The organism is Paenibacillus anaericanus (assembly GCF_003994475.1).
GTDB lineage: Bacteria > Bacillota > Bacilli > Paenibacillales > Paenibacillaceae > Fontibacillus > Fontibacillus anaericanus.
This window is the reverse complement of sequence record NZ_RZNY01000010.1, coordinates 45,191-68,588: the sequence shown is the minus strand read 5'-3', so window position 1 is coordinate 68,588 and position 23,398 is coordinate 45,191. Positions and strand designations below refer to the sequence as shown.

The window sequence follows — 23,398 nt, the reverse complement described above, 5'->3', positions numbered from 1 at the left end:
CCTATTCCTCTGTTGTATTACTTTCTGTACTAGGGCTTAGAAACTGAAATCCAGCCTCCTTACTCATCAGGTAGCGTAAATCAGCCTCCTTCTTGCCCTGCCCATCGTTAAATTGCAGAGGAATAAGAGATGGGTAACCTTCAACAGATATCTTCACTCCACGTAATATTTTGATCTCTTCCGAAGTTAAGACTTCTCCTTGGTTTAACCAAAGTACATACTGGCTTGTGCAGTGTTGGAGTGCATATTGTGCAGCCTCTGCCATGTTATCATAGTTGCCCAAACTGTATATTTGTGAAGTGAATGACTTTGCAATATCAATAGTTCTGTCAGTAGAACCTAAATCTACTATGATCACTTCATTTAAATCGGCGGTAAGTGAATTTAATGACTGAAGAATTGTAGATTCCGCATTGTGGAGTAGCATGCAAAGAGCTACTGAAACCGGAGGATTATAGATCAACTGATGGATGTTCTTCCCCCACTTCACTGCCGCAATCTGCGAATTTCTCTGAAGTAACGTGGATAAAGTATCATCAGGAAGCTGATTAATCGTCGCGTGTCCTACGTGATGAATGAATGAATCATGGACTACTTTTAATACATATCCACGCCGTATCAAACGAAGAGACATATCATCATCCTCATAGTTTCCAAGACCAAAATGCTCGTCGAATCCTCCAACTTCATCTAGGATCGACCTTTTAGTCAGCATACAGAAACCTACTAAACGGCGAACTTCTACCGTAATTCCATCCTGACTAGCACAATGCTCTTTCGCATAAGCATCTAGTTCGCTAAGGTCCGAATAAAAAACAGGAATCTGTTGGTGTCCGCTGGAATAGTTCGTCACAGGGCCCACCATCCCGATTCTGTTATCCGCATTCAGAGCCCTTAACAAATTGGTTAACCAATTCTCAGTTACAACCGTATCGTTATTGAGAAACATAATATAGTCACCCGAAGCGTATTGGACTCCCTGATTACAACCTTTAGCAAAACCTGCATTACTCCCGTTCTCATGAACGATCAAATCCGGTTGACTTCGCAGGTAGGATATCGTTTCGTCCGTTGAGCCATTATCAATGATGATTAGCTCATAGTTCTCCCGGGTATGCTTCCGAATGCTCTCCAAGCACATCCTCGTCAGAGGTAACTGATTGCGAGTCAGAATTACAATACTGGTAAGAATAAGATCACCTCATATCTATCAAAATGTTCCAACTCATATTTCACTTTCGGAGTACATCTTTATTTGCCTATTACATTCATCAACAATTACTGCTCCCGCTTCATAAGCCCGAAACCACTCTACAGTCAGCTCCAACGCTTGATTTACGTTCCATCTGGGTTTCCAGCCTAATTGAGATTGTGCCTTAGAGCTATCCAATCTCAGAATTGCAGCTTCATGAGGATGAGGGCCTTCATCACTATCAAAATCCGCCTCTTGCCCCCACTTTTCAATAATAGATTCCACTAACCACTTCACATTTCGGGTACTGTCGTCACTTGGGCCAAAGTTCCACCCCCCAGCTACATCAACCCCACGCTCTACCATAGCCTGCGCTAGTAGCAGATACCCATGTAGAGGTTCAAGAACATGCTGCCATGGACGTATGGCTTCTGGATTGCGTATACGAAGTCGCTTCTTAGCGAGCAAAGTTCGCATAATATCGGGAACAATCCGATCTGGCGACCAATCGCCTCCTCCGATCACATTACCAGCTCTAGCTGTTGCCAAACTGAGCTGATGAGTATCGTATCTCTCCGGGGGATAATAACTACTGCGATATGCCGCCACAGCAAGTTCGGCACAGGCCTTGCTATTCGAATACGGATCATGACCACCCAATCGGTCAATCTCTCTATATCCCCATGCCCACTCACGATTCTCATAACATTTGTCTGTAGTGATGATTAGTAGCGCACGAACACTCGAACCCGCCAATCTAACGGCTTCCATCACATTAATCGTCCCAATAACGTTCACTTCATAGGTTAAAACTGGATGCTCATAACCGTACCTCACCAATGGTTGTGCGGCCATGTGAATAATGATTTCGGGATTATTCTCACGGACTGTACGTTCTAAAAGTACGTAGTCACGAATGTCACCTATGACAGAATTCATTTTCGTATCTAATCCACATAAACTAAATAAGTTCGAATCACCTACTGGGGGTAGTGCATACCCTGTTACCTCAGCTCCCAGAGACTGAAGCCATAGACAGAGCCAGCTCCCCTTAAATCCGGTGTGACCTGTGACTAACACTTTTTTTCCTTTCCAGAAATCAGGTGCGAACACCATCATTCCTCCCCTTTCTTCTTCCACGGAGCCCTCCCTGATTTCCATAAATCCTCCAGGTAATTCCGATCACGGAGTGTATCCATCGGATGCCAAAATCCATTATGATGATAAGCCATAAGCTGACCCGAGGCAGCCAAACGAGACATCGGTTCCTTCTCCCATAAGGTCATATCAGCATCAATCAGATCAAAAACTTCAGGTTGTAGGATGAAGAAGCCACCACTCACCCATCCTCCATCGCCATTCGGCTTCTCTTCGAATCCTTGTACCTCTCCTCTGGGTGTTAGTTGTAATACTCCAAATCTGCCCATCGGCTGCACTGCTGTCACTGTTGCTAGTTTCCCATGTGCTTTATGGAATTCCACTAGCTTTTCAATATTAATGTCAGAAAGTCCATCCCCATATGTGAGCATGAACGGTTCATCCCCCACATACTTGCGAATACGGCGGATTCTTCCCCCTGTCATTGTCTCTTTACCTGTATCCACCAGTGTCACTTTCCATGAATCGTGATAATGGTTGTGTACCGTAATTTCATTCTTGGAGTTTCCAAAATCAAACGTAACATCTGATCCAAACAAGTGATAATGTGCGAAGTATTCCTTAATCACATTTCCCTTGTATCCTAAACAAACAATAAATTCCCTATATCCATGTTGGGCATATACATTCATCACATGCCATAAGATGGGCTGGTCTCCAATCTCAATCATTGGTTTGGGTCTGAGTTGTGTTTCCTCGCTGATCCGAGTTCCGTATCCTCCTGCCAGAATAACAGCCTTCACACCGTTCCCTCCCTTCTCAATAAATGGTGAAGAACATCCACAGTGTAATTCAGCATTTCTTCGGTAATCCCTGGATAAATCCCGACCCAGAAAGTGTTATTCATGATTCGATCCGCATTGTCCAATGATCCAACAATCCGGCAGTTAATTCCCTTGTAGGCTGGCTGACGAAGTATGTTACCTGCAAATAAAAGCCGTGTACCTATCATATTCTCTTCCAATGCCTGCACTAACTCATTTCGCGTCAGTGCAGCCTCATCCCGCAAAGTAATCGGAAACCCAAACCAGCTTGGGTCACTACCTTCCGTAGCCTCCGGTAAAATCAGTACATCATCCAATGGCTTAAGTGCTTCATGTAGATATTTAAAATTGGATTTCCTGCGAGTAATAAAATCTGGTAACTTTTGTAGTTGAGCTACTCCAATTGCTGCCTGCATATCGGTTACCTTTAGGTTGTATCCGATATGGCTATATGTGTATTTATGATCGTACCCTTGTGGGAGATCCCCGTGTTTTACCCCAAAGCGTTTGCCACATGTATTGTCTTTGCCTGGACCACACCAGCAGTCCCGGCCCCAATCTCGAAATGACTCCACTATTTTCTTGAGTTTCGGTGAGGAAGTAAGAACTGCACCTCCTTCTCCCATCGTGATGTGATGCGCTGGATAGAAACTGACGGTGGCCAAATCGCCGAAGGTTCCTACCATTTGCCCACCCATGGTACTGCCTACGGCATCACAAGCATCCTCAATTAACCAAAGCTTATATTTATCTGCGATACGCTTAATCTCATCAACACGATATGGATTACCTAGGGTATGCGCGATAATGATAGCCTTTGTCTTATCACTAACTGCAGCTTCCACCATCGCTGGATCCACATTATAGGTAGGTATCTCAACATCCACAAATACCGGAATCAGTCCATTCTGGATAATGGGATTCACCGTCGTAGGAAATCCTGCGGCAACTGTAATGACTTCATCCCCTGGCATCAAACGCCGATCACCTAACTGTGGGGAAGTCAGTGCAGAAATCGCCAAAAGGTTTGCACTCGATCCTGAATTTGTTAGTATGCAACAACGTCTATCCATGAATTGAGCGAATTCCTTCTCAAATTGTTGAGCATATCGATCTGTAGTCAAACAGAAGTCTAGAGAGGCATTCAATAAGTGGATTAACTCTGAACTGTCGAATACCTTGCCACTAACCGGAACGTAATCAACACCGGGCGCAAAAGCTTTAAGTGGCCATTTCTCCGCATAAAAAAGTTCAGCCAGTTCTTGTATCTGTTTCCTTTTTTCCGCTTCGAATACTGTCATCAGCTAAGAAACCCCCTATTGTCAAACTACTGCTATATTATGCGGGTTTCAAATGATGGTTACTGCGTGTTCACTACAGACATCATAGAAATGAACACCCTACTCTGCTTATCTGCATACACTGCGTAATGATATAAATTGATTCCAACTTCTGCATGGTTGACAAACGAAAGAAGAAAGAGTGAAGTCTATGAGCACACACATTTCTCCGGATCTTATTGCAAAACTCCATCGATTCGGTAACAACAACTCTATCCATAACGGAGGAGAGTTCCATTTTCCTGAACGAATAGCCATTGATAATAGCATATACATGAGTGCTCCCTACACCTTGTACGCAGGTTCTCCATACCTAGATGAAGAGAAAAATCCGGTTATTGTTATTCGTGACGGCTGTCATATCAACATGGGCTTACAGATAATGGCCAAGCATTTGGTTCAATTGGAACGGAATGTTCTCATCGCTCCAAACGTCATTATCAGCGATTGGATCAATGTACCTGTGGCAGCTGCTCAAGAGAAATCCGTCCATTTTTCTTCGAAAGGAATCATCATTGGTGAGGGCTCCTGGATCGGAACTAATGCCAAAATCCTAGGACAAGTCAAGATCGGAACGGGGAGTGTCGTTAAACCTAATAGTATCGTTTATGATAATGTACCTGACTACTGCGTGGTTGCAGGATGCCCTGCATCAATCGTCCAGTTGTATGACTCGACTTCCAATCAATGGTTAGATATTGCGACCAAAGAGGAAGCAGATAAAATTCTCACATCCAGAAAGCTACAGCCCTTGTTATCTATCTGTATCCCTACCTACAATCGAGCTAATTGTCTGGATGCCTGCCTAAACTCCATTTTCTCTCAAGTACCTAACAATGATCTTATTGAAGTCATCGTATCCGATAACGCTTCTACAGACTCCACTGCTAAAGTAGCCAAACGTTATTGTGAGCTGTATCCGAATCTCAAATACGTCCGGAATACCGAGAACATCGGTGGTGACCGCAACATTCTTGCAGCGATGCAATTGGGATCCGGCAAGTTTATCAAGCTTCAAGGTGATGACGATTTCTTCGTGGATAACACGATCCAACCTTTATTGCATGTCTTATATCAGCAGCAGGACTGTGGCATTATTTTCGTGAATGTTCTAAGCGGAGACGGCGCCATCGTTATTGGTGAGGGCATGAATAGTTACCTAGCTGCAACGTCATTCTATGCGACCTTTATTACTTCTCTTGTCTTTCGGAGAGAGGAACTCCAGCAAATCGCAGATCCCCAGAAATTTATTTCTTCCTCTTATAATCAGCTATATCTGCAATATGGAATTCTTGAGCTTAATCCTCGGCTCTGTATTATGAACTGCTCGATGTTCACTTACGCAGGCATGGCTTCAGAGGTATACAATTACGGAGGGGCTATTATTAGGGGCTACCTTACCATTCTAGAGCATTATGTTGGAAAAGGATTAAGTGAAGATGCCTTCAATAGTGAGAAAAAGTTCAGCCTATTTAATTATGTACTACCCGGTTTTCGAGCGATTGTTGCTGGCACAACGTTATCAGATCTTACTTCGTTTGAAGAGACTTATGTAGAGTTTTATCAGAACGAATCCTACTTCGAAGAAGGACTATCTATAATTAACTCCATTCGACCTTGGTCGCCAAGACAGCAATAATAAAGCTATTGAGAGGAGTGAAGAAATGTCAGTTTCGCTAGAGCCGGAGCAATCTTGTTTATTCAACCACTTCGGTGCTGGAACATTTCTAGCTACGGACGGTAAGTATAACCATCCCGAGGAAATATCCATTGGCAGCAGTGTTTTCATTGATCATAAATATTGGATAAATATTATTGCCAAGGGTATAGGTCATACACCCAAAATCATTATCGGAGAGCTCTGTCGATGTGAAGAGGGTCTTATTATTTCCGTCATTAATAAGATTGAACTCGAACGAAATGTGAGAATAGGCAAGTATGTATGTATCTCTGACACTGATCATGCCTACAAAGACATCGGAAAACCCATTCTAACTCAGGGACTTACTGGAGTAGAAGGTCAGGTATGGATTGGGGAAGGTGCCGTTATTGAACAGGGTGTTGTGATCGCGGGAAATATTCGTATTGGCCGTGGTAGTATAATTCGCACTAATAGCTTAGTGGAACATGATATTCCTGCCCATTGTATCGCTGAAGGTGTTCCAGCTAGAATCGTCTCATCTTAATAATGTATTCGGCCTGTGATCTGCACTTCCCCCTAGGAAATGTACAGAATCACAGGCCGATTTCTATTTCAATATGCAACTACAATAATTGACGCTACATACAACTCGACTTTATTTCCAACATCTGTTTATAAATATCCGGGAAATAAGGCTCATTCTGATAAGCCTCAATAAAAATGGGTTCAAATTTGTCCGGTTGAAGTTGCTCTAATTTGTTAGATAACATATGTCCATACCACCAGAACAAGAAGGTATATACAATTTTGCTTTTTTCTGCCGCAATCGCTGAAGGATCAAGCCCTTTATCACCGAAATAATTTAAAACTTCTAGGTAATTTTTTATAAAAACCTCTGCAAAATTGTAGCCTCCGCTCATATTACCATTGCTGCCAAACAATTTTTGATGGTACACGCAAAAGTTCGGGTCCATTGCCAATATTGAGAATTGAAGGTAAACCTGATTGATGTAAAGTTTAATAAATCGTGTTGATGAATCAATTTTAACTAAACTTTCTCTTCGTAAAATCAGTCCGGATATAAATGTACTATAAATAGATACCTTATTTAAGTAATCGTTCATTCCGAAACCCCGTTCTACAACACCTGTTGAATGCAGCACATCGAGAAAGATAACTCCACAATCCTCATTTCCTTTGACCAGATCGAATAGTGAACGCAGCGTGCCTGGAAGAAAGAAGTCATCATCTCCATGCGGCATGACATACTTACCACTAGCCAACGTCATAACATGGTGAATGTTAGCATCAGCACCGATATTTTCAGAATTCTGAGAGAATCTAAAGTTAGTATACTTAGCATTGTATTTGCCCAAAACCAGCAGCGTACTATCTGTCGAGCAATTATCTGACACAATAATCTCAAACGACGAATCATTACCAATCTGATTAAAGATACTCTCTAGGCAATACTCCAAATCCTTCTCTCGATTATACGTAGGAATACAGATACTAATTAACGGAGTCTCAGTCAACTGCTTAGTCAACTCGTTCTGTTCATGCTGCTCCTTAATGTTCTTCACCCAAGTTCCGGTCTGCTTATTGTATTGTTTGACAATTTGAGCCGGAGCACCTGCCACGACACAATAGTCTGGAATTTGCGTACCCGAGACCACAACTGAATTCGCCGCAATTACACACCCTTTGCCGATCGAAACATTTCCCACGATGACAGCATTGATTCCGATCCAACTACCATCTCCGATACTAACCCTATCACTCCATGAGGTAATCCCTTGATGCATGATGGGAATATCGATGTTGTGGTACTCATGATTATGATCTGTGATGTGAACATTTGGCGCTGTAATCACATTACGTCCGATAGAGATAAAATTCACTGCAGATATATTGCATCTTCTCCCAATATCACATCCGTCTCCAATACGAATTCGAGGCTCACCGTCATAATTATTATAGGGTAGCATAACCCAGCAATCTTTCTGCAGTTTGACTCCATCTCCGATAGAAACCCCCTCTGTAGCGTAAAAGTCACAAGTGGGATCCATACGGCAAAATTTACCGAGCCTATGAAAAGTATGACCATTGAAGTTACCCCCAAGACCATATTCTTGCCTGAAAAGTTGCTGATTCTCGGCGAAACCATTAGATATGTTCACTAGCCCGCAATCGTGAGTGCACCAAGGTACAGCTTGTTTAGGTATACCTACTTCGTATCCTTTCTTGATAAATTCGAAGCACTGCGATGCATCATAGAAATGCCACCCTTCAAAAAGATCTTCTCGCCAGGGTACATCGTATTGCGTAACTAGCAGGAGTCCATCCAGTGCTTCCACTCTCTCGTACGCTCCAAGCGGTTCCTGAAAGTTTAAGAGATTCATCACACCGGTGTGACTCTCTAATACTTTTCCAAACTTGGATTTAGCCTCCCACCATATCCCGGATATAGGTAATTCTTTGGCACCGATGACACCAAGCATGCCAAGGTTTGGCGTCGAGGTAAACAGCTTAAGTATATCTACTATGAAATTATCATTCATAATATATAAATCTTGATGAAGATACACTTTATATTTGGCTTCAGACTGTTGCATGGCGGTATTGTAGCCTGAAGTAATACTGGTCGCTTTATGAATCTGCACAATTTCTACTTTCATCCCATCCGGCACATGGAGAGCACGGATTCTTTCCTCTACTTTGGAAAATTGCTCTTGATCGTTCACACAAGTAATAAAACATACCTCATGGTCATTCATTTAGATCCCTCCTTTTGAGTTTCCGAATAATATATGACAATGATTATTTGTCCGTGTCAAACCTGCTTGTATTTTAATAGATTGGAGAAATACGTTTGAAAGGGCGTGATTTCTGTTGTCACAATCGAATATTCCAAATATTACGCCAACCATTTCGGTGACAAGGGAAGATTCCATTAATTTGCTCCTTTCGTCCATAGCACTTGAGGAGATGGGCCTGAGCCATATTCTCAATGCCGAGGGTGAGAAAATCCAATATGCTCTTGGAACTTTGCCTGGTGTAATCTCTCCCAATACATCAATTAGTGAAATTTTAGAAGTTAATAAAAGCGTTAGGGCCACCCTTGGGGATATCACTAAGACTGAGTGGCTCCTGCAGAACAAGTTGGACTCCGTGCTGAAAACGCCAATAACTATCGGACCTACTGGGCCTACGGGTGTAACGGGGAATCCAGGAACCACTGGTGAAATTGGTGTTACCGGCAATACGGGTAATACAGGATCTACCGGTGTTACTGGCGCTACTGGCATTACGGGTTCTACTGGAGCCACTGGTGAATCTGGCACTCATGGGGATACAGGTGCTACAGGACCAACTGGCGCTACTGGGCCAACTGGTTCTTTTGCTACTGGAGATTTTTTATTCCAAGTCATAGGTGATTCTGGCTCAGCACCAATGGGTCAAGGAGATAATCTCATATTTACATCTAATACATTATCGATTGAGGTTACTCCTGGGTCTGCTATCGTAAGAATTGAATCTGATGTGACTACTGGGGCCACAGGGGCGACAGGTAGTACTGGTGCAAATGGGGTTACCGGCGCTACAGGGATCGCGGGTGACACGGGCACTCCAGGCGCTACAGGTTCTACCGGGGCTACTGGAGCTACAGGTGAATCTGGCGTTCCTGGCGATACAGGTTCCACGGGGGCGACAGGACTGTCTGCCTATGATGTGTATCTTGCTGATGGTGGTACAGGTACTACTTCCGACTTCATCGATAGCTTGAAGGGGGACACTGGCGCCACAGGGGTTACTGGCGCTGTTGGACTTACCGGTTCTACTGGAGCGACTGGGCTTTCGGCTTACGATGTGTACATTGCTAATGGAGGAACGGGCACTACCTCAGATTTCATCGAAAGCTTGAAGGGCGACACCGGGGCAACTGGAACTGGAACTACTGGCGCCACGGGGGTTACTGGCGCTGCTGGACTTACCGGTTCCACTGGGGCCACTGGACTTTCGGCTTATGAGGTATACCTTGCTAATGGAGGTACAGGCACTACTTCAGATTTCATCGAGAGCTTGAAGGGCGATACTGGGGCTACAGGAGTTATGGGAGTCACTGGGACTACTGGAATTACAGGCGCCACGGGGGTTACTGGCGATGCTGGTCTTACCGGTTCTACTGGAGCGACTGGGCTTTCGGCTTATGATGTGTACCTTGCTAATGGAGGTACTGGTTCTACTTCCGATTTCATCGAGAGTTTGAAGGGCGATACTGGGGCTACAGGGGTTACTGGCGCAGTTGGACTTACCGGTTCCACCGGAGCGACTGGGCTTTCGGCTTATGATGTGTACCTTGCCAATGGAGGTACAGGCACTACTTCCGATTTCATCGAGAGTTTGAAGGGTGCTACTGGGGCTACAGGCGCCACGGGGGGTACTGGCGATGCTGGATTTACCGGTTCCACTGGAGCGACTGGGCTTTCGGCTTATGATGTGTACCTTGCTAATGGAGGTACGGGCTCTACTTCAGATTTCATCGAGAGTTTGAAGGGCGACACCGGGGCTACAGGAACTACAGGTGCCACGGGGGTTACTGGCGATGCTGGATTTAACGGTTCCACTGGAGCGACTGGGCTTTCGGCTTATGATGTGTACCTTGCTAATGGAGGTACGGGTTCTACTTCCGATTTCATCGAGAGTTTGAAGGGCGACACTGGGGCTACAGGAGTTATGGGAGTCACTGGGACTACTGGAATTACAGGCGCCACGGGGGTTACTGGCGATGCTGGTCATACCGGTTCTACTGGAGCGACTGGGCTTTCTGCCTACGAAGTATACCTGGCTAATGGAGGTACTGGGACCACTTCTGACTTCATTAACAGCTTGAAAGGTGACACTGGTGCTACAGGCGACATCGGAGCTACTGGTGACACTGGAACCACAGGCGTCACTGGAGCCACAGGCGTCACTGGAGCCACAGGCGTCACTGGAGCCACAGGCGTCACTGGAGCCACAGGCGTCACCGGACCTACGGGTGACACTGGCGCTACGGGCGACACTGGATCTACCGGAGACACTGGAGCCACGGGCGAAACCGGAGCTACTGGTGACACCGGCGCTACGGGCGACACTGGCGCTACGGGCGACACTGGATCTACCGGAGACACGGGCGCTACGGGCGACACTGGCGCTACCGGCGACACCGGAGCCACGGGCGACACCGGAGCTACTGGTGACACCGGAGCTACGGGCGACACTGGATCTACCGGAGACACTGGCGCTACGGGCGACACTGGCGCTACGGGCGACACTGGCGCTACGGGCGACACTGGCGCTACGGGCGACACTGGCGCTACGGGCGACACTGGCGCTACGGGCGACACTGGCGCTACCGGAGACACTGGAGCCACGGGCGACACGGGCGACACGGGCGACACTGGCGCTACGGGCGACACTGGCGCTACGGGCGCTACGGGCGACACCGGAGCTACGGGCGACACTGGCGCTACGGGCGACACCGGCGCTACCGGCGACACTGGAGCCACGGGCGACACTGGCGCGACGGGCGACACTGGCGCTACGGGCGCTACGGGCGACACCGGAGCCACGGGCGTCACCGGAGCCACGGGCGTCACTGGCGCTACGGGCGACACTGGCGCTACGGGCGACACTGGTGCCACGGGCGACACTGGACCTACTGGCGTCACTGGACCTACTGGCGTCACTGGACCTACTGGCGAAACCGGACCTACTGGCGACACCGGAGCTACGGGCGACACTGGTGCTACGGGTGATACCGGAGCTACTGGCGACACTGGTGCCACGGGCGATACTGGACCTACAGGTGATACTGGACCTACAGGTGATACTGGACCTACAGGTGATACTGGACCTACAGGTGATACCGGAGCTACGGGTAATACTGGAGCGACTGGCAACACCGGACCTACGGGTGACACTGGTGCTACGGGCAACATCGGCACCACGGGCGACACCGGAGCTACTGGCGACACCGGAGCTACTGGCAACACCGGAGCTACTGGCAACACCGGACCTACTGGCGACACCGGACCTACTGGCGTCACTGGTGCTACGGGTGATACCGGAGCTGCAGGCAACACCGGAGCTACAGGCAACACCGGACCTACTGGCGACACCGGACCTACTGGCGACACTGGTGCCACGGGCGATACTGGACCTACAGGTGATACTGGACCTACAGGTGATACCGGAGCTACAGGCAACACCGGACCTACTGGCGTCACTGGTGCTACGGGTGATACCGGAGCTACGGGCGACACTGGTGCCACGGGCGACACTGGTGCCACGGGCGATACTGGACCTACAGGTGATACCGGAGCTACGGGCAACATCGGCGCCACTGGCGACACCGGAGCTACAGGCAACACCGGACCTACTGGCGATACCGGAGCTACGGGTGACGCTGGCGCTACGGGCGACACCGGACCTACTGGCGTCACTGGACCTACTGGCGACACTGGTGCCACGGGCGACACTGGACCTACTGGCGACACCGGACCTACTGGCGTCACCGGTGCTACGGGCGACACTGGAGCCACGGGCGACATCGGAGCAACAGGCGACACCGGACCTACTGGCGATACCGGAGCCACGGGCGTCACTGGTGCAATAGGCGTCACCGGTGCTACTGGAGCTACTGGAGCTACTGGCATCACTGGTCCTACTGGCATCACTGGACCTACTGGCATCACTGGACCTACTGGCATCACTGGACCTACCGGCGTCACTGGTGCCACGGGCATCACTGGACCTACTGGCGACACTGGTGCCACAGGCATCACTGGACCTACCGGCGTCACTGGTGCCACGGGCATCACTGGACCTACTGGCATCACTGGTGCCACGGGCATCACTGGACCTACTGGCATCACTGGTGCCACGGGCATCACTGGACCTACTGGCATCACTGGTGCCACGGGCATCACTGGACCTACTGGCATCACTGGTGCCACGGGCATCACTGGACCTACTGGCATCACTGGTGCCACGGGCATCACTGGACCTACTGGCATCACTGGTGCCACGGGCATCACTGGACCTACTGGCATCACTGGTGCCACGGGCATCACTGGACCTACTGGCATCACTGGTGCCACGGGCATCACTGGACCTACTGGCATCACTGGTGCCACGGGCATCACTGGACCTACTGGCATCACTGGTGCCACGGGCATCACTGGACCTACTGGCATCACTGGTGCCACGGGCATCACTGGACCTACTGGCATCACTGGTGCCACGGGCATCACTGGACCTACTGGCATCACTGGTGCCACGGGCATCACTGGACCTACTGGCATCACTGGTGCCACGGGCATCACTGGACCTACTGGCATCACTGGACCTACTGGCATCACTGGACAAACGGGTGTCACTGGTTCGAAGGGCGAAATTGGAGCCACCGGTATTACTGGACCTACTGGCGCAACAGGTATTACTGGAGCCACCGGCATCACTGGTCCTATGGGCATCACTGGACATACGGGTGTCACTGGCGCAAAAGGTGAAATTGGAGTTACTGGCATCACTGGGGCTACGGGGGCTACGGGAGCCACGGGCGTCACCGGAGCCGCGGGCATTACTGGACCTACCGGACCTAACTTTGCAATAAACGGATTTTCAGCTCAACAAACTGCCTTTTCTACCAGCGTATCTACACAGCTGGGTAATTGGACAACTACAAGTCCTTATTACAACGGAACTGGTTTTAACGCCACAACAGGTAATTATACGGTCCCAGTTACTGGAAGATATTCTTTAAAAGCAGTAATTAGTTATTCAACGACTGCAGCAATCTCTGTTGCTCTAGGAGGAGGAATAAATCCTTCATTTGCCATTCAAAGAACTTCAGCACTCCCAACAGTTCTGGTATCAGGACTATTTCCTGTCTTAAATGTTAGTATTGCATTAATATTAACTTTAAGAACAATACTGGGAAATGGTACGGTCACATTGACCGCTGACGTATCATTAAACGCAGGAGATGTTATCGGCCTATTCTATGTTTCGGATGGATTAACTGTTGGTCTCCAGCTCGGAGGGCCATCAACAGCCGGAACCGTATGGTCAGTGTATGAACTAACCTAAAATCTAGATTTTTCTCTTATAACGTTGTGCCCTAAAGCGCAATTATACCTTAGCTTAAACAGTGTAGATCGAGTACATTCGATCATATACCTTACACTGTTTAGCTAAGGTTTTTTATAGCCAAACATATGTAAGATTTTATTCTCAAACTATCATTTCATCAAATTAAATGGTAATAGTTTGATAGGATTCAAAAGCTATTTCCATCATAAATTATTGTCCACCGGGCCAGGGAATAGGCATACTCTCCTTGTACTAAATATGTACTTCGATTCTGTCACTTTCCTACCACTTCCCTCATAAACTACTGTAATCCACATGATAAGGAGGGATTTTATTGTCACAAGCCAATATTCCTAATATTACTCCTACCATTACTTTAACTAGAGATGATGCAATTAATCTAATCTTGGCATCTATCGCAATGGAGGAATTGGGACTCAGTCATATAATTAATGCCGAAGGTGAAAAGCTTCAATATGTATTAGGTACTTTGCCAGGCGTCACCCCTCCTTCAGCTACACTCGACGATATCCTAAGGGTAAATTCAAGTGTTCGAGATACTCTGCGAACCGTTGCAAAGAAGGAGTTTATTCTTGTCGATAAATTAGATACTGTAGTTCGAGCTATTAAGAAGTAATTCTAGAAGTATGCATAATTAACATAACTATCAAAATAAAAAGCAGTAAGTAACCAATAATCTGGAAACTTGCTGCTTTTTATTTGTTGTGATTTTTTTAAGAGATAGCCTCATCATACAATTGAATCAACTCATCAAATGAAGAGATCAAAGCATCAGCTCCGACTAATTCCGTATCCGCACCGAAACCCGCATATGCACAACCAATAACGCTCTGACCATTCTGCTTCCCTGCCTCCACATCAGATGAGCGGTCTCCGACCATCCATGCGTTGTTCACTCCATGGTTATTTAGCAACAACTTGACCAAGTCAACTTTAGTACTTGTTTTATGTTCTCCTGCGCTATAGACACCTTCAAAAAAAGATATTATTTCATGAGTTTCGGCAACATCTTTCACATATAGCTCCAGCCCATTACTAGCAACAAATAAACGTACCCCCCGCTCTCTTAATTGAGCTAGCGTATCCTCTACCTTCGGATATAACTCCGTAACATACTCTTTCAATCCCTCGTGCTCAAGTTGAAGTAATAGTTCGTCCGCACGGCGGTGAACGATTTCATCATGATTTGGAAGTACCTTTTTCCAGATTTGATCCAGCAACATACCCAGACAGCTTAAAATGATCTCCTCTGGTGGCGTTTCCCCTGAATATAAACCTTCTGCTCGTAACTGATCAAAAACCCGATGATAGACGGGAATAAGCAGCGTTTCAGTTTTAAATAATGTGCCATCCATATCAAAAATGATAGCTTCAGGTTTCTTTAGTTTCCTTTTCTCCATCTCGGCATCCCTTCTAAAGCTGTATTTATAGCCCCATAATATGCTAAAAAATATAGCTTGTATACCCCTGGATATGGGATACAAAATCTATAAATATATTAACAAGAAATATATATGTACCAGCCAACGTACAATCAAACTCTCTTTTCTAGGAATAAGATATTCCTGTACCACAGTCTTATGCAAAGAAAGGAGCCGTTCAATGTCACAAGCTAATATCCCTAACATCACACCAGATATTACAATTACAAGAGAAGATGCCATCAATCTGATACTATCTTCAGTTGCTCTCGAGGAATTAGGTTTAAGTCATGTGATTAATGCAGAAGGAGAAAAATTGCAATATGTATTAGGAACGCTTCCTGGCTTAACTGGTCCTCCAGCAACGATTGACGATCTGTTGGCCGTTAATGAGAGTGTACGGTCTACCCTTGACTCTACAGCGAGAACTCAGTTCCTTCTTCAATCAAAAATGGAATCAGCACTTAACGCAACAGTGCTGTCTGGTCCGACTGGACCTACGGGCCCCACTGGAACATCAGGGGGAGTAACTGGGCCGACCGGGCCGACTGGGCCCACTGGAGCAACTGGAGCAACTGGACCAACAGGTACTTTGGCACCCGGGGAATTTTTATTTAATGTTATAGGTGATTCTGGATCAGCACCTATGAATCAAGGAGATAACCTCATCTTTACATCTGAAACTTTATCAATAGTGGTCACCCCCGGTTCTGCTATTGTACAAATTGAATCAGAAGTGACTACTGGACCTACGGGGGCTACTGGCGCGAACGGCGCTACCGGGGCGACTGGATCCAGTGGTGCTACGGGCGCGACTGGTCTCTCAGCTTATGAAGTTTACCTTGCCAATGGAGGCACTGGTACTACTTCTGATTTCCTCAATGGTTTGATTGGCGCTACGGGCGCGACTGGTAACACCGGGACGACTGGATCCAGTGGTGCTACGGGCGCGACTGGTCTCTCAGCTTATGAAGTTTACCTTGCTAACGGAGGTACTGGTACCACTTCTGATTTCCTCAATGGTTTGAAAGGTGCTACGGGCAACACTGGTGATACCGGGGTAACTGGACCTACTGGTGACACTGGCGCTATGGGCGACACTGGACCTACTGGTGATATTGGGGCAACTGGATCTACTGGTGATATTGGGGCAACTGGATCTACTGGTGCGACTGGTCTCTCAGCTTATGAAGTTTACCTTGCTAATGGAGGAACCGGTACCACTTCCGATTTCCTCGATGGTTTGATTGGAGCTACGGGTAACACTGGGGCGACTGGCGACACTGGTCCTACGGGCGACACTGGTCCTACGGGTGACACTGGCGCTACGGGCGACACTGGTGTTACTGGTGATACTGGTGCTACCGGCGACACTGGACCTACTGGCGACACTGGCGACACTGGTGCTACTGGCGACACTGGTGCTACTGGCGTCACTGGTGCTACTGGCGACACTGGACCTACCGGCGACACTGGTGCTACTGGCGACACTGGACCTACTGGCGACACTGGACCTACGGGCGACACTGGTGCTACTGGTGATACTGGCGCTACGGGCGACACTGGCGCTACGGGTGACACTGGCGCTACTGGCGACACTGGCGCTACGGGCGACACTGGTGCTACGGGCGACGCTGGACCTACTGGCGACACTGGCGCTACGGGCGACGCTGGACCTACTGGCGACACTGGCGCTACGGGCGACACTGGCGCTACGGGCGACACTGGACCTACTGGCGACACTGGTGCTACAGGCGACACTGGACCTACTGGTGATACTGGACCTACTGGCGACACTGGTGCTACAGGCGACACCGGCGCCACGGGTGACACTGGACCTACGGGTGACACTGGACCTACGGGTGACACTGGACCTACGGGCGTCACTGGAGCTACTGGTGACACTGGTGCCACGGGTATTACTGGTGTCACTGGGGCTACTGGCGACACTGGACCTACTGGTGATACTGGACCTACTGGTGATACTGGACCTACTGGTGATACTGGACCTACTGGCGACACTGGTGTTACAGGCGACACTGGACCTACTGGCGACACTGGTGCTACTGGCGACACTGGACCTACTGGCGACACTGGTGCTACTGGCGACACTGGTGCTACGGGCGACACTGGTGCTACTGGTGCTACTGGTGACACTGGCGACACTGGTGCTACGGGCGACACTGGACCTACTGGCGACACTGGACCTACTGGCGACACTGGACCTACGGGTGACACTGGACCTACGGGCGTCACTGGAGCTACTGGTGACACTGGTGCCACGGGTATTACTGGTGTCACGGGTGTGACCGGTGCTACTGGTGACACTGGTACCACGGGTGTTACTGGTGCTATAGGTGATACTGGTGCCACGGGTGTTACTGGCGCTACGGGTGACACTGGTGCCACGGGTGTTAATGGCGCTACGGGTGACACTGGTGCCACGGGTGTTACTGGCGCTACGGGTGACACTGGAGCTACTGGAGCCACTGGAGCTACTGGAGCCACTGGAGCCACTGGAGCTACTGGAGTTACTGGAGTTACTGGAGTTACTGGAGTTACCGGGGTTACAGGATCCGGTGCAATTATTCCATTCGCATCTGGATTACCTGTCTCTGTAGTTTCCCTTGTTGGAAACGTCGCAAGTACCGGAGGTATCGTGGGATTCGGTAACTCAGCCACCGGTGTCTCACTTGCTGGAGGAACGATTGATTTGACAGGCGGCGCAACTGTGCTCCTGAATATGGCATTTACAGTTCCACGGGACGGAACGATCACATCGATTGCTGCATTTTTCAGTGTCGCTGCAGCAGTTACCCTACTAAGCCCAGGCATAGTATCAGCCGAGTTATATAGCTCCACAACACCTAATAATACGTTCACCGCAATTCCGGCGAGCAAACTAAACTTACCTGCACTTCCAGGAGCCCTCCTATCACTTGGAACTTCGGTTAATGCTATTGCAACCGGACTTTCAATACCTGTAACCGCACAAACTAGACTCATATTGGCATTCTCGATATCTTCTTCTTTAGTTGCTACTGTAGTCGGCTACGCAAGTGGTGGAATCACCATCAGCTAAACGGTAAAAAAACAAGCAGAGCCCCAATGGGACATTCTGCTTGTTTTTTCTTTGTCATTATCGTATAACCTTCTAATCCTAAGCTTTGTCAGCACCGTTCAAACGGTACCCACCATGGAAAACAGGTCCAACATATTCATTAAATTGATATCCTGCACGGATTGCTTCTGTTACAAAATCTTTGGCTTTAGCCACAGCTTCGCGCACGCTTAGTCCATTCGCTAAACCACCAGTTATAGCGGCAGCAAAGGTACAACCTGCACCATGGTTATGTGCTGGCTCAATTTTTGTAGTTTCATAAATAATAAACTCAGTACCATCATAAAACAGATCGATAGCCTTTTCTCCATCTAAGGCTTTTCCGCCTTTAATGACTACGTTCGCTGCGCCTAGTTCATGGATTTTCTTCGCAGCTTGTTTCATGTCTTCAATAGAAGAGAGCTTACCTAGACCTGATAATACACCCGCTTCAAAAAGATTAGGTGTCGTTACAGTAGCAAGAGGTAGTAATAAATCACGAAGCGCATCCGCACTATCGGGATTCAAAACTTCGTCTTCCCCTTTACAAACCATAACAGGGTCAATGACAACATTTTTTTGTTGATTAGCTAAAATCGTTGACTCCACCACTTTTATGATGTCTACGCTGCCTAACATCCCAGTTTTCATAGCGTCCACTGGACCGCCAGCTAAAATCGTCTTCAATTGTTCAGCTACAAGCGTTGCATCCATAGGATAGACCTTATGGTGCCAACCATTATCCGGATCCATAGTTACAATTGTTGTAAGGGCACTGAATCCATAAGTTCCATATTCCTGAAAGGTTTTCAAATCAGCTTGAATACCTGCTCCACCACTAGAATCACTACCCGCAACGGTTAACGTTTTTCGTACACTCATCAAAATAATTCTCCTTATATTTTGAATTCAATTCCTAAAAACACTTGCCTTATTATATCAGAAAGTTGAATTATATTGGCAATAAATAATAATTTATATTCCATTTGCCCGTAAATACAAGGATAATTTACCAGCCTATAGAGTATGTCAGGTGGAATTGATAACTTGTGGGGATTTAATAAGTTAGTTGATGACCCATGAAGTTTCATTATTCATTCTGAAGTTCCTTTGATCTCATTGGAAGAGTCTACTGCTGCGCCTTCGCCCTGAATTCACCAGGAGAGATGCCCTCTAGCTCTCTAAAAACACGAGCGAACTGCTTGCTGTTCTCGAATCCAACCGTCTCCGAAACCTCAGCAAGCTTGTAGTGGGTTGTAGTCAGTAACTCTTTGGCGTGACGAATTCGCACTTTTTTTAAATATAAGACAAAGCTTTCACCAATATTGGCCTTAAATGCCTCACTGAAATAGGAATAACTCAGTGACACATGATTGCTAACCATTGCCATATTAATAGGTCGTTGATAATTGGCTTCAATATAAGCTAGCGCTTCCTTCATATCTGCATGTTCGGTGTGAGCCGAACGTACCGCTATAATATAATCGTTCACAGAGATGAGCAAATGCTCCAGTGCACGGTAATAATCATGAAAATGGCGGAAATTATACATACTACCTACTTGACGGTACAGCTTCAACACTTCTACAGATGATTCTCCATGAACACGGAATACCTCATCTAATACCCTTTCGTTGATGCCTCGGCCCACTACTTCTAGATATGATAGATCCAGGAGTTTCAAATGCTCTATCTGAAAAATAACAGCTAGCAGGTTCTTCATTTCCTTTTCCCGTTCTGTACCCAACATATTTAGCAACTTGCGAATTTCCTCATCTGGAGATGGGAAGCAAAGACGTCCCTGTTTCAAATCATCATAATCTATAAGATTAGCACGAGAATACAGAATACTATACTGTAATGCCCTGCAGGCTTCCTTATAGCAGCCACGGATATCATTCATTGTGTTGCCTTCGCTACTGATCCCTATGAGTAAACCAGTTAATTCCTTAAATTCAGCACGATGTGCTAACTCAGTGAAACATTGCTTATTTCTACCAAACAACACCAACTTCCCATCCCAGTCCGTAATAACTTCTGTAAATTTCTTCTCTAGTGGTCCCACAAGTCGTTCGGCAATTACCCTTAACTCACCCGATTTCATTCGCTTTCCATCGTTGTAATGATAATTCAGCACACCTATAGTAAAAGGTACGACGAAACCCTTCAACTCATCCTCATGCTCGGACTCCAGTTGTACTTCTTCCTGTATTAACAGGCTCTGTATCCGGCTAGAGCGAAGTTTCTGGAGAAAAGCTTCCATTTCCTGCTCTGTCTTGCGGATACTAGAGTCTCGTTCCATCATTTCCTGATTAATTTGCTCCAAAATCTTGAACAGTTCGTCCCGGCGAATGGGCTTGAGTAGATACTCTTTAACACGGTAACGAATTGCGCTTTTTGCATATTGGAAATCATCATAGCCACTTAGTATCACAATTTCAGGTCTATTTTCAACACTCGTATCCAAAGATAACTGCTCTAAAAGCTCCATTCCATCCATTACTGGCATACGGATATCAGTAATAATAATATCAGCTGGTTCACTCCGGAATAGCTTCAGCGCTTCTGCTCCGTTGCCAGCGAGTACGATGTTATATGTCGAAGGATAATTCCGCTCGATCATTACTTTGAGACCATTACGAATATTTTTCTCATCATCTACGATTAGCAGTTTCATCATGATTGTTTGTCTCCCGTTAATAGTACTTTCGGCAAAATCATGGACACTGTTGTCCCTATCCCAATCTCACTTTCTAGCTTGAGACCATATTCATCTCCGTAAAATAACTGCAATCGCTGACATACATTCCGCAATCCAATTCCTCCTGCTCGAACGACACCACCCCGCGGTCCATTTAATTCGGAGCTAAGCCGAATCTTGGAATAAATAGCTTCGCCTAGAGCAGACAATGTCTGTGGTTCAATACCCATCCCATTGTCACAGATCGAAACGTAGATATCACCTTCGGTTTCCGAAATATCAATTTGGATGATTCGGTCCTCTAGTTCCTCCTCCACCCCCGTCCAAGCATGCTTGACGCTATTCTCCACAATAGGTTGTAGTGACATCTTAAGCACCTCCAGTTCCAAGTAACACATCTCAACATGAATCACTAGTTTAATAGGATGCTCGAACCGAATATTCATCACTTCAATGTAGTTCTCTATATGGCGGATTTCATCGCGAAGCTTCACATACTCACTGGACCATTTGAAATTATATCGCATCATCCCTCCGAGCGAAGTCAATGCATCCGAAATCGCTTGCTGATTCTCGATTTCAGCGAGCATTTTAATATTTTCCAAAGTATTATATAGAAAATGAGTGTCGATTTGATTATGTAACGTACGAAGTTCGGCTTCTTTTGACAGAACTTGCTTCTGCACAGCTTGAGCTACGAGTGTATTTATCGTGTTCATCAATTTAGAGAAATGATGAGCTAGCTCACCGACTTCCCCTCCACCTCGTATCGTAATTCCGTTATATGCTTCACCCCTGCGTACCTTCTTCATAGCTTCTGTCAACCGACGTAAATTTTTTAGGATAAATGCATTTAATACATAGGCAATCACGGTAACTAGGAAAATAAACCCGACATTAGCCCCGATAATTAAGTTGCGTGTACGGGAGATTTCCTTTATTACACCGTCCATCGATACTACATTCACTAGAAAAGCATCAACTCGATCTATCGGTGTATTAATAAGAAGAAAGGACTTGCCATTCTCCGAATATTGAATATCCCATTCCCCGCTCTTGCGATATAACTGTAAACGTTCCGCAATAGCATGTGCCATGTCTCTATTATCCTGCAGAAATGAATCATTTGAACGCGTAAACAGCTGCATCTCCGCATCGACAAGAAACATTTGAGATTGACTATTCTGTAAATTAGAGTACGTCTTGGGTGTAAAACGTTCCAGCAGCATATCGACCTGAATCATCCCAATATGATTATTCGTCGGTCTACTCATTTCGAGCAGTAGAGAAACTTTCGGAGCAAGCTTCGGGGTCTGCTCAACATATCGCATCATAGGATCAGGGTCATTTCTCATAAAAGACCACGATTCTTCTCCTTTTATCTCCTTCGCCTTCTGGTACCATGGCTCTGAGGATACACGATTCTCACGGAAAAAAATCGGCCAAATCTCATGGATATTGCTTTTCGAATACAATCGTAAATGTTCAATGTTAGGATTGATGTACTGGATGCGCGTCATATTTATAAAGACCTCAGTATTAAACTTAACCAACTCCCCAAGGTCCGGCTCTGTAGTATTTGCGAGATAATCCCGTACTTCCGGGTCGTTATAAGCCACTTGAGCTGCCGCAGCCATTGATTCAACCTGAGTATTAATGTACAACTTTTCCATTTGCAACAAATTGTTATTCTTATCGACTGCGTTCCGAATGTACGTATTATTAATAGCCCTGTACGAAAAAACGGACACCATTAAGCAGGGCCCCAGAATAATGAAAATATAAGCGGCGATTAGACGGCTCTGAAGTGAGCGGCGCCCCCACCAATAAGTGAACGAATCCCATATAGCAGCTGTACGCTTACCCGGTTTCACGCTGTATTGTCCACCTCGCTGAACATCATTTTGACAATAGCCCAAA

The 23,398-nt window shown here is 46.7% G+C and carries 14 protein-coding genes; 5 read left to right on the top strand and 9 right to left on the bottom strand.

Going from position 1 to position 23,398, the window contains the following annotated elements:
• Position 1 precedes the first annotated feature (1 nt).
• The 4 genes from EJP82_RS13380 to rfbH are packed head-to-tail and all read right to left on the bottom strand — an operon-like array spanning position 2 to position 4,415.
• Positions 2–1,171 carry a glycosyltransferase family 2 protein gene (locus EJP82_RS13380; protein ID WP_281278197.1) on the bottom strand — a complete coding sequence of 390 codons (1,170 nt, stop codon included), beginning with the start codon at positions 1,169–1,171 and terminating at the stop codon, positions 2–4.
• A gap of 54 nt (positions 1,172–1,225) precedes the next feature.
• Complete coding sequence (gene rfbG, locus EJP82_RS13375) at positions 1,226–2,308, bottom strand: CDP-glucose 4,6-dehydratase (RefSeq protein ID WP_211350110.1); 1,083 nt, start codon at positions 2,306–2,308, stop codon at positions 1,226–1,228.
• Positions 2,308–3,093 (bottom strand): glucose-1-phosphate cytidylyltransferase, encoded by a 786-nt coding sequence (gene rfbF, locus EJP82_RS13370; protein ID WP_127192570.1) that lies wholly within the window; start codon positions 3,091–3,093, stop codon positions 2,308–2,310. The genes rfbG and rfbF overlap by 1 nt, the downstream gene beginning before the upstream one ends.
• On the bottom strand, positions 3,090–4,415 hold the full coding sequence (rfbH, locus tag EJP82_RS13365; protein WP_127192569.1) for a lipopolysaccharide biosynthesis protein RfbH: 1,326 nt from the start codon (positions 4,413–4,415) through the stop codon (positions 3,090–3,092). Before rfbH ends, rfbF begins: the two co-directional genes overlap by 4 nt.
• A 190-nt stretch (positions 4,416–4,605) precedes the next feature.
• Between rfbH and EJP82_RS13360 the strand changes: the two genes are divergently transcribed.
• Together EJP82_RS13360 and EJP82_RS13355 are read left to right on the top strand one after the other, a co-directional pair.
• Positions 4,606–6,093: a glycosyltransferase gene (locus EJP82_RS13360; protein WP_127192568.1), complete on the top strand. Its 1,488-nt coding sequence runs from the start codon at positions 4,606–4,608 to the stop codon at positions 6,091–6,093.
• Between the two features lie 25 nt (positions 6,094–6,118).
• The gene (locus EJP82_RS13355) at positions 6,119–6,640 is read left to right on the top strand and encodes an acyltransferase (protein ID WP_127192567.1); all 522 of its coding nucleotides are present in this window, start codon (positions 6,119–6,121) and stop codon (positions 6,638–6,640) included.
• A gap of 94 nt (positions 6,641–6,734) precedes the next feature.
• Here the strand turns inward: EJP82_RS13355 and EJP82_RS13350 are convergent, their stop codons facing one another.
• Positions 6,735–8,873, bottom strand: coding sequence for a glycosyltransferase (locus EJP82_RS13350; protein ID WP_127192566.1), 2,139 nt, complete (start codon positions 8,871–8,873; stop codon positions 6,735–6,737).
• Between the two features lie 115 nt (positions 8,874–8,988).
• Between EJP82_RS13350 and EJP82_RS13345 the strand changes: the two genes are divergently transcribed.
• Complete coding sequence (locus EJP82_RS13345) at positions 8,989–14,232, top strand: beta strand repeat-containing protein (RefSeq protein ID WP_246054118.1); 5,244 nt, start codon at positions 8,989–8,991, stop codon at positions 14,230–14,232.
• Between the two features lie 337 nt (positions 14,233–14,569).
• The gene (locus tag EJP82_RS13340) at positions 14,570–14,872 is read left to right on the top strand and encodes an alpha-helical endospore appendage domain-containing protein (protein WP_127192565.1); all 303 of its coding nucleotides are present in this window, start codon (positions 14,570–14,572) and stop codon (positions 14,870–14,872) included.
• 97 nt (positions 14,873–14,969) lie between these two features.
• Here the strand turns inward: EJP82_RS13340 and EJP82_RS13335 are convergent, their stop codons facing one another.
• On the bottom strand, positions 14,970–15,656 hold the full coding sequence (locus tag EJP82_RS13335; RefSeq protein WP_127192564.1) for an HAD family hydrolase: 687 nt from the start codon (positions 15,654–15,656) through the stop codon (positions 14,970–14,972).
• Positions 15,657–15,858: 202 nt separating this feature from the next.
• Between EJP82_RS13335 and EJP82_RS13330 the strand changes: the two genes are divergently transcribed.
• Positions 15,859–18,759 carry a beta strand repeat-containing protein gene (locus tag EJP82_RS13330; protein WP_127192563.1) on the top strand — a complete coding sequence of 967 codons (2,901 nt, stop codon included), beginning with the start codon at positions 15,859–15,861 and terminating at the stop codon, positions 18,757–18,759.
• Between the two features lie 78 nt (positions 18,760–18,837).
• On the opposite strand, the gene pdxK is transcribed toward EJP82_RS13330, so the two are convergent.
• The 3 genes from pdxK to EJP82_RS13315 all read right to left on the bottom strand — a co-directional run bounded on the left by pdxK (position 18,838) and on the right by EJP82_RS13315 (position 23,352).
• Complete coding sequence (gene pdxK / locus EJP82_RS13325; protein WP_211350103.1) at positions 18,838–19,659, bottom strand: pyridoxine/pyridoxal/pyridoxamine kinase; 822 nt, start codon at positions 19,657–19,659, stop codon at positions 18,838–18,840.
• Positions 19,660–19,906: 247 nt separating this feature from the next.
• Positions 19,907–21,457 (bottom strand): response regulator, encoded by a 1,551-nt coding sequence (locus EJP82_RS13320; RefSeq protein ID WP_127192561.1) that lies wholly within the window; start codon positions 21,455–21,457, stop codon positions 19,907–19,909.
• Positions 21,454–23,352, bottom strand: a complete 1,899-nt coding sequence (locus EJP82_RS13315) for a cache domain-containing sensor histidine kinase (protein WP_127192560.1) — start codon at positions 23,350–23,352, stop codon at positions 21,454–21,456. Before EJP82_RS13315 ends, EJP82_RS13320 begins: the two co-directional genes overlap by 4 nt.
• Positions 23,353–23,398: the final 46 nt, after the last annotated feature.

Coding starts and splice junctions, on each gene's coding strand:
- rfbG (WP_211350110.1), bottom strand. CDS start 2,308: ATGGTGTTCGCACCTGATTTCTGGAAAGGAAAAAAAGTGTTAGTCACA.
- rfbH (WP_127192569.1), bottom strand. CDS start 4,415: ATGACAGTATTCGAAGCGGAAAAAAGGAAACAGATACAAGAACTGGCT.
- EJP82_RS13360 (WP_127192568.1), top strand. CDS start 4,606: ATGAGCACACACATTTCTCCGGATCTTATTGCAAAACTCCATCGATTC.
- EJP82_RS13355 (WP_127192567.1), top strand. CDS start 6,119: ATGTCAGTTTCGCTAGAGCCGGAGCAATCTTGTTTATTCAACCACTTC.
- EJP82_RS13350 (WP_127192566.1), bottom strand. CDS start 8,873: ATGAATGACCATGAGGTATGTTTTATTACTTGTGTGAACGATCAAGAG.
- EJP82_RS13335 (WP_127192564.1), bottom strand. CDS start 15,656: ATGGAGAAAAGGAAACTAAAGAAACCTGAAGCTATCATTTTTGATATG.
- EJP82_RS13330 (WP_127192563.1), top strand. CDS start 15,859: ATGTCACAAGCTAATATCCCTAACATCACACCAGATATTACAATTACA.
- pdxK (WP_211350103.1), bottom strand. CDS start 19,659: ATGAGTGTACGAAAAACGTTAACCGTTGCGGGTAGTGATTCTAGTGGT.
- EJP82_RS13320 (WP_127192561.1), bottom strand. CDS start 21,457: ATGATGAAACTGCTAATCGTAGATGATGAGAAAAATATTCGTAATGGT.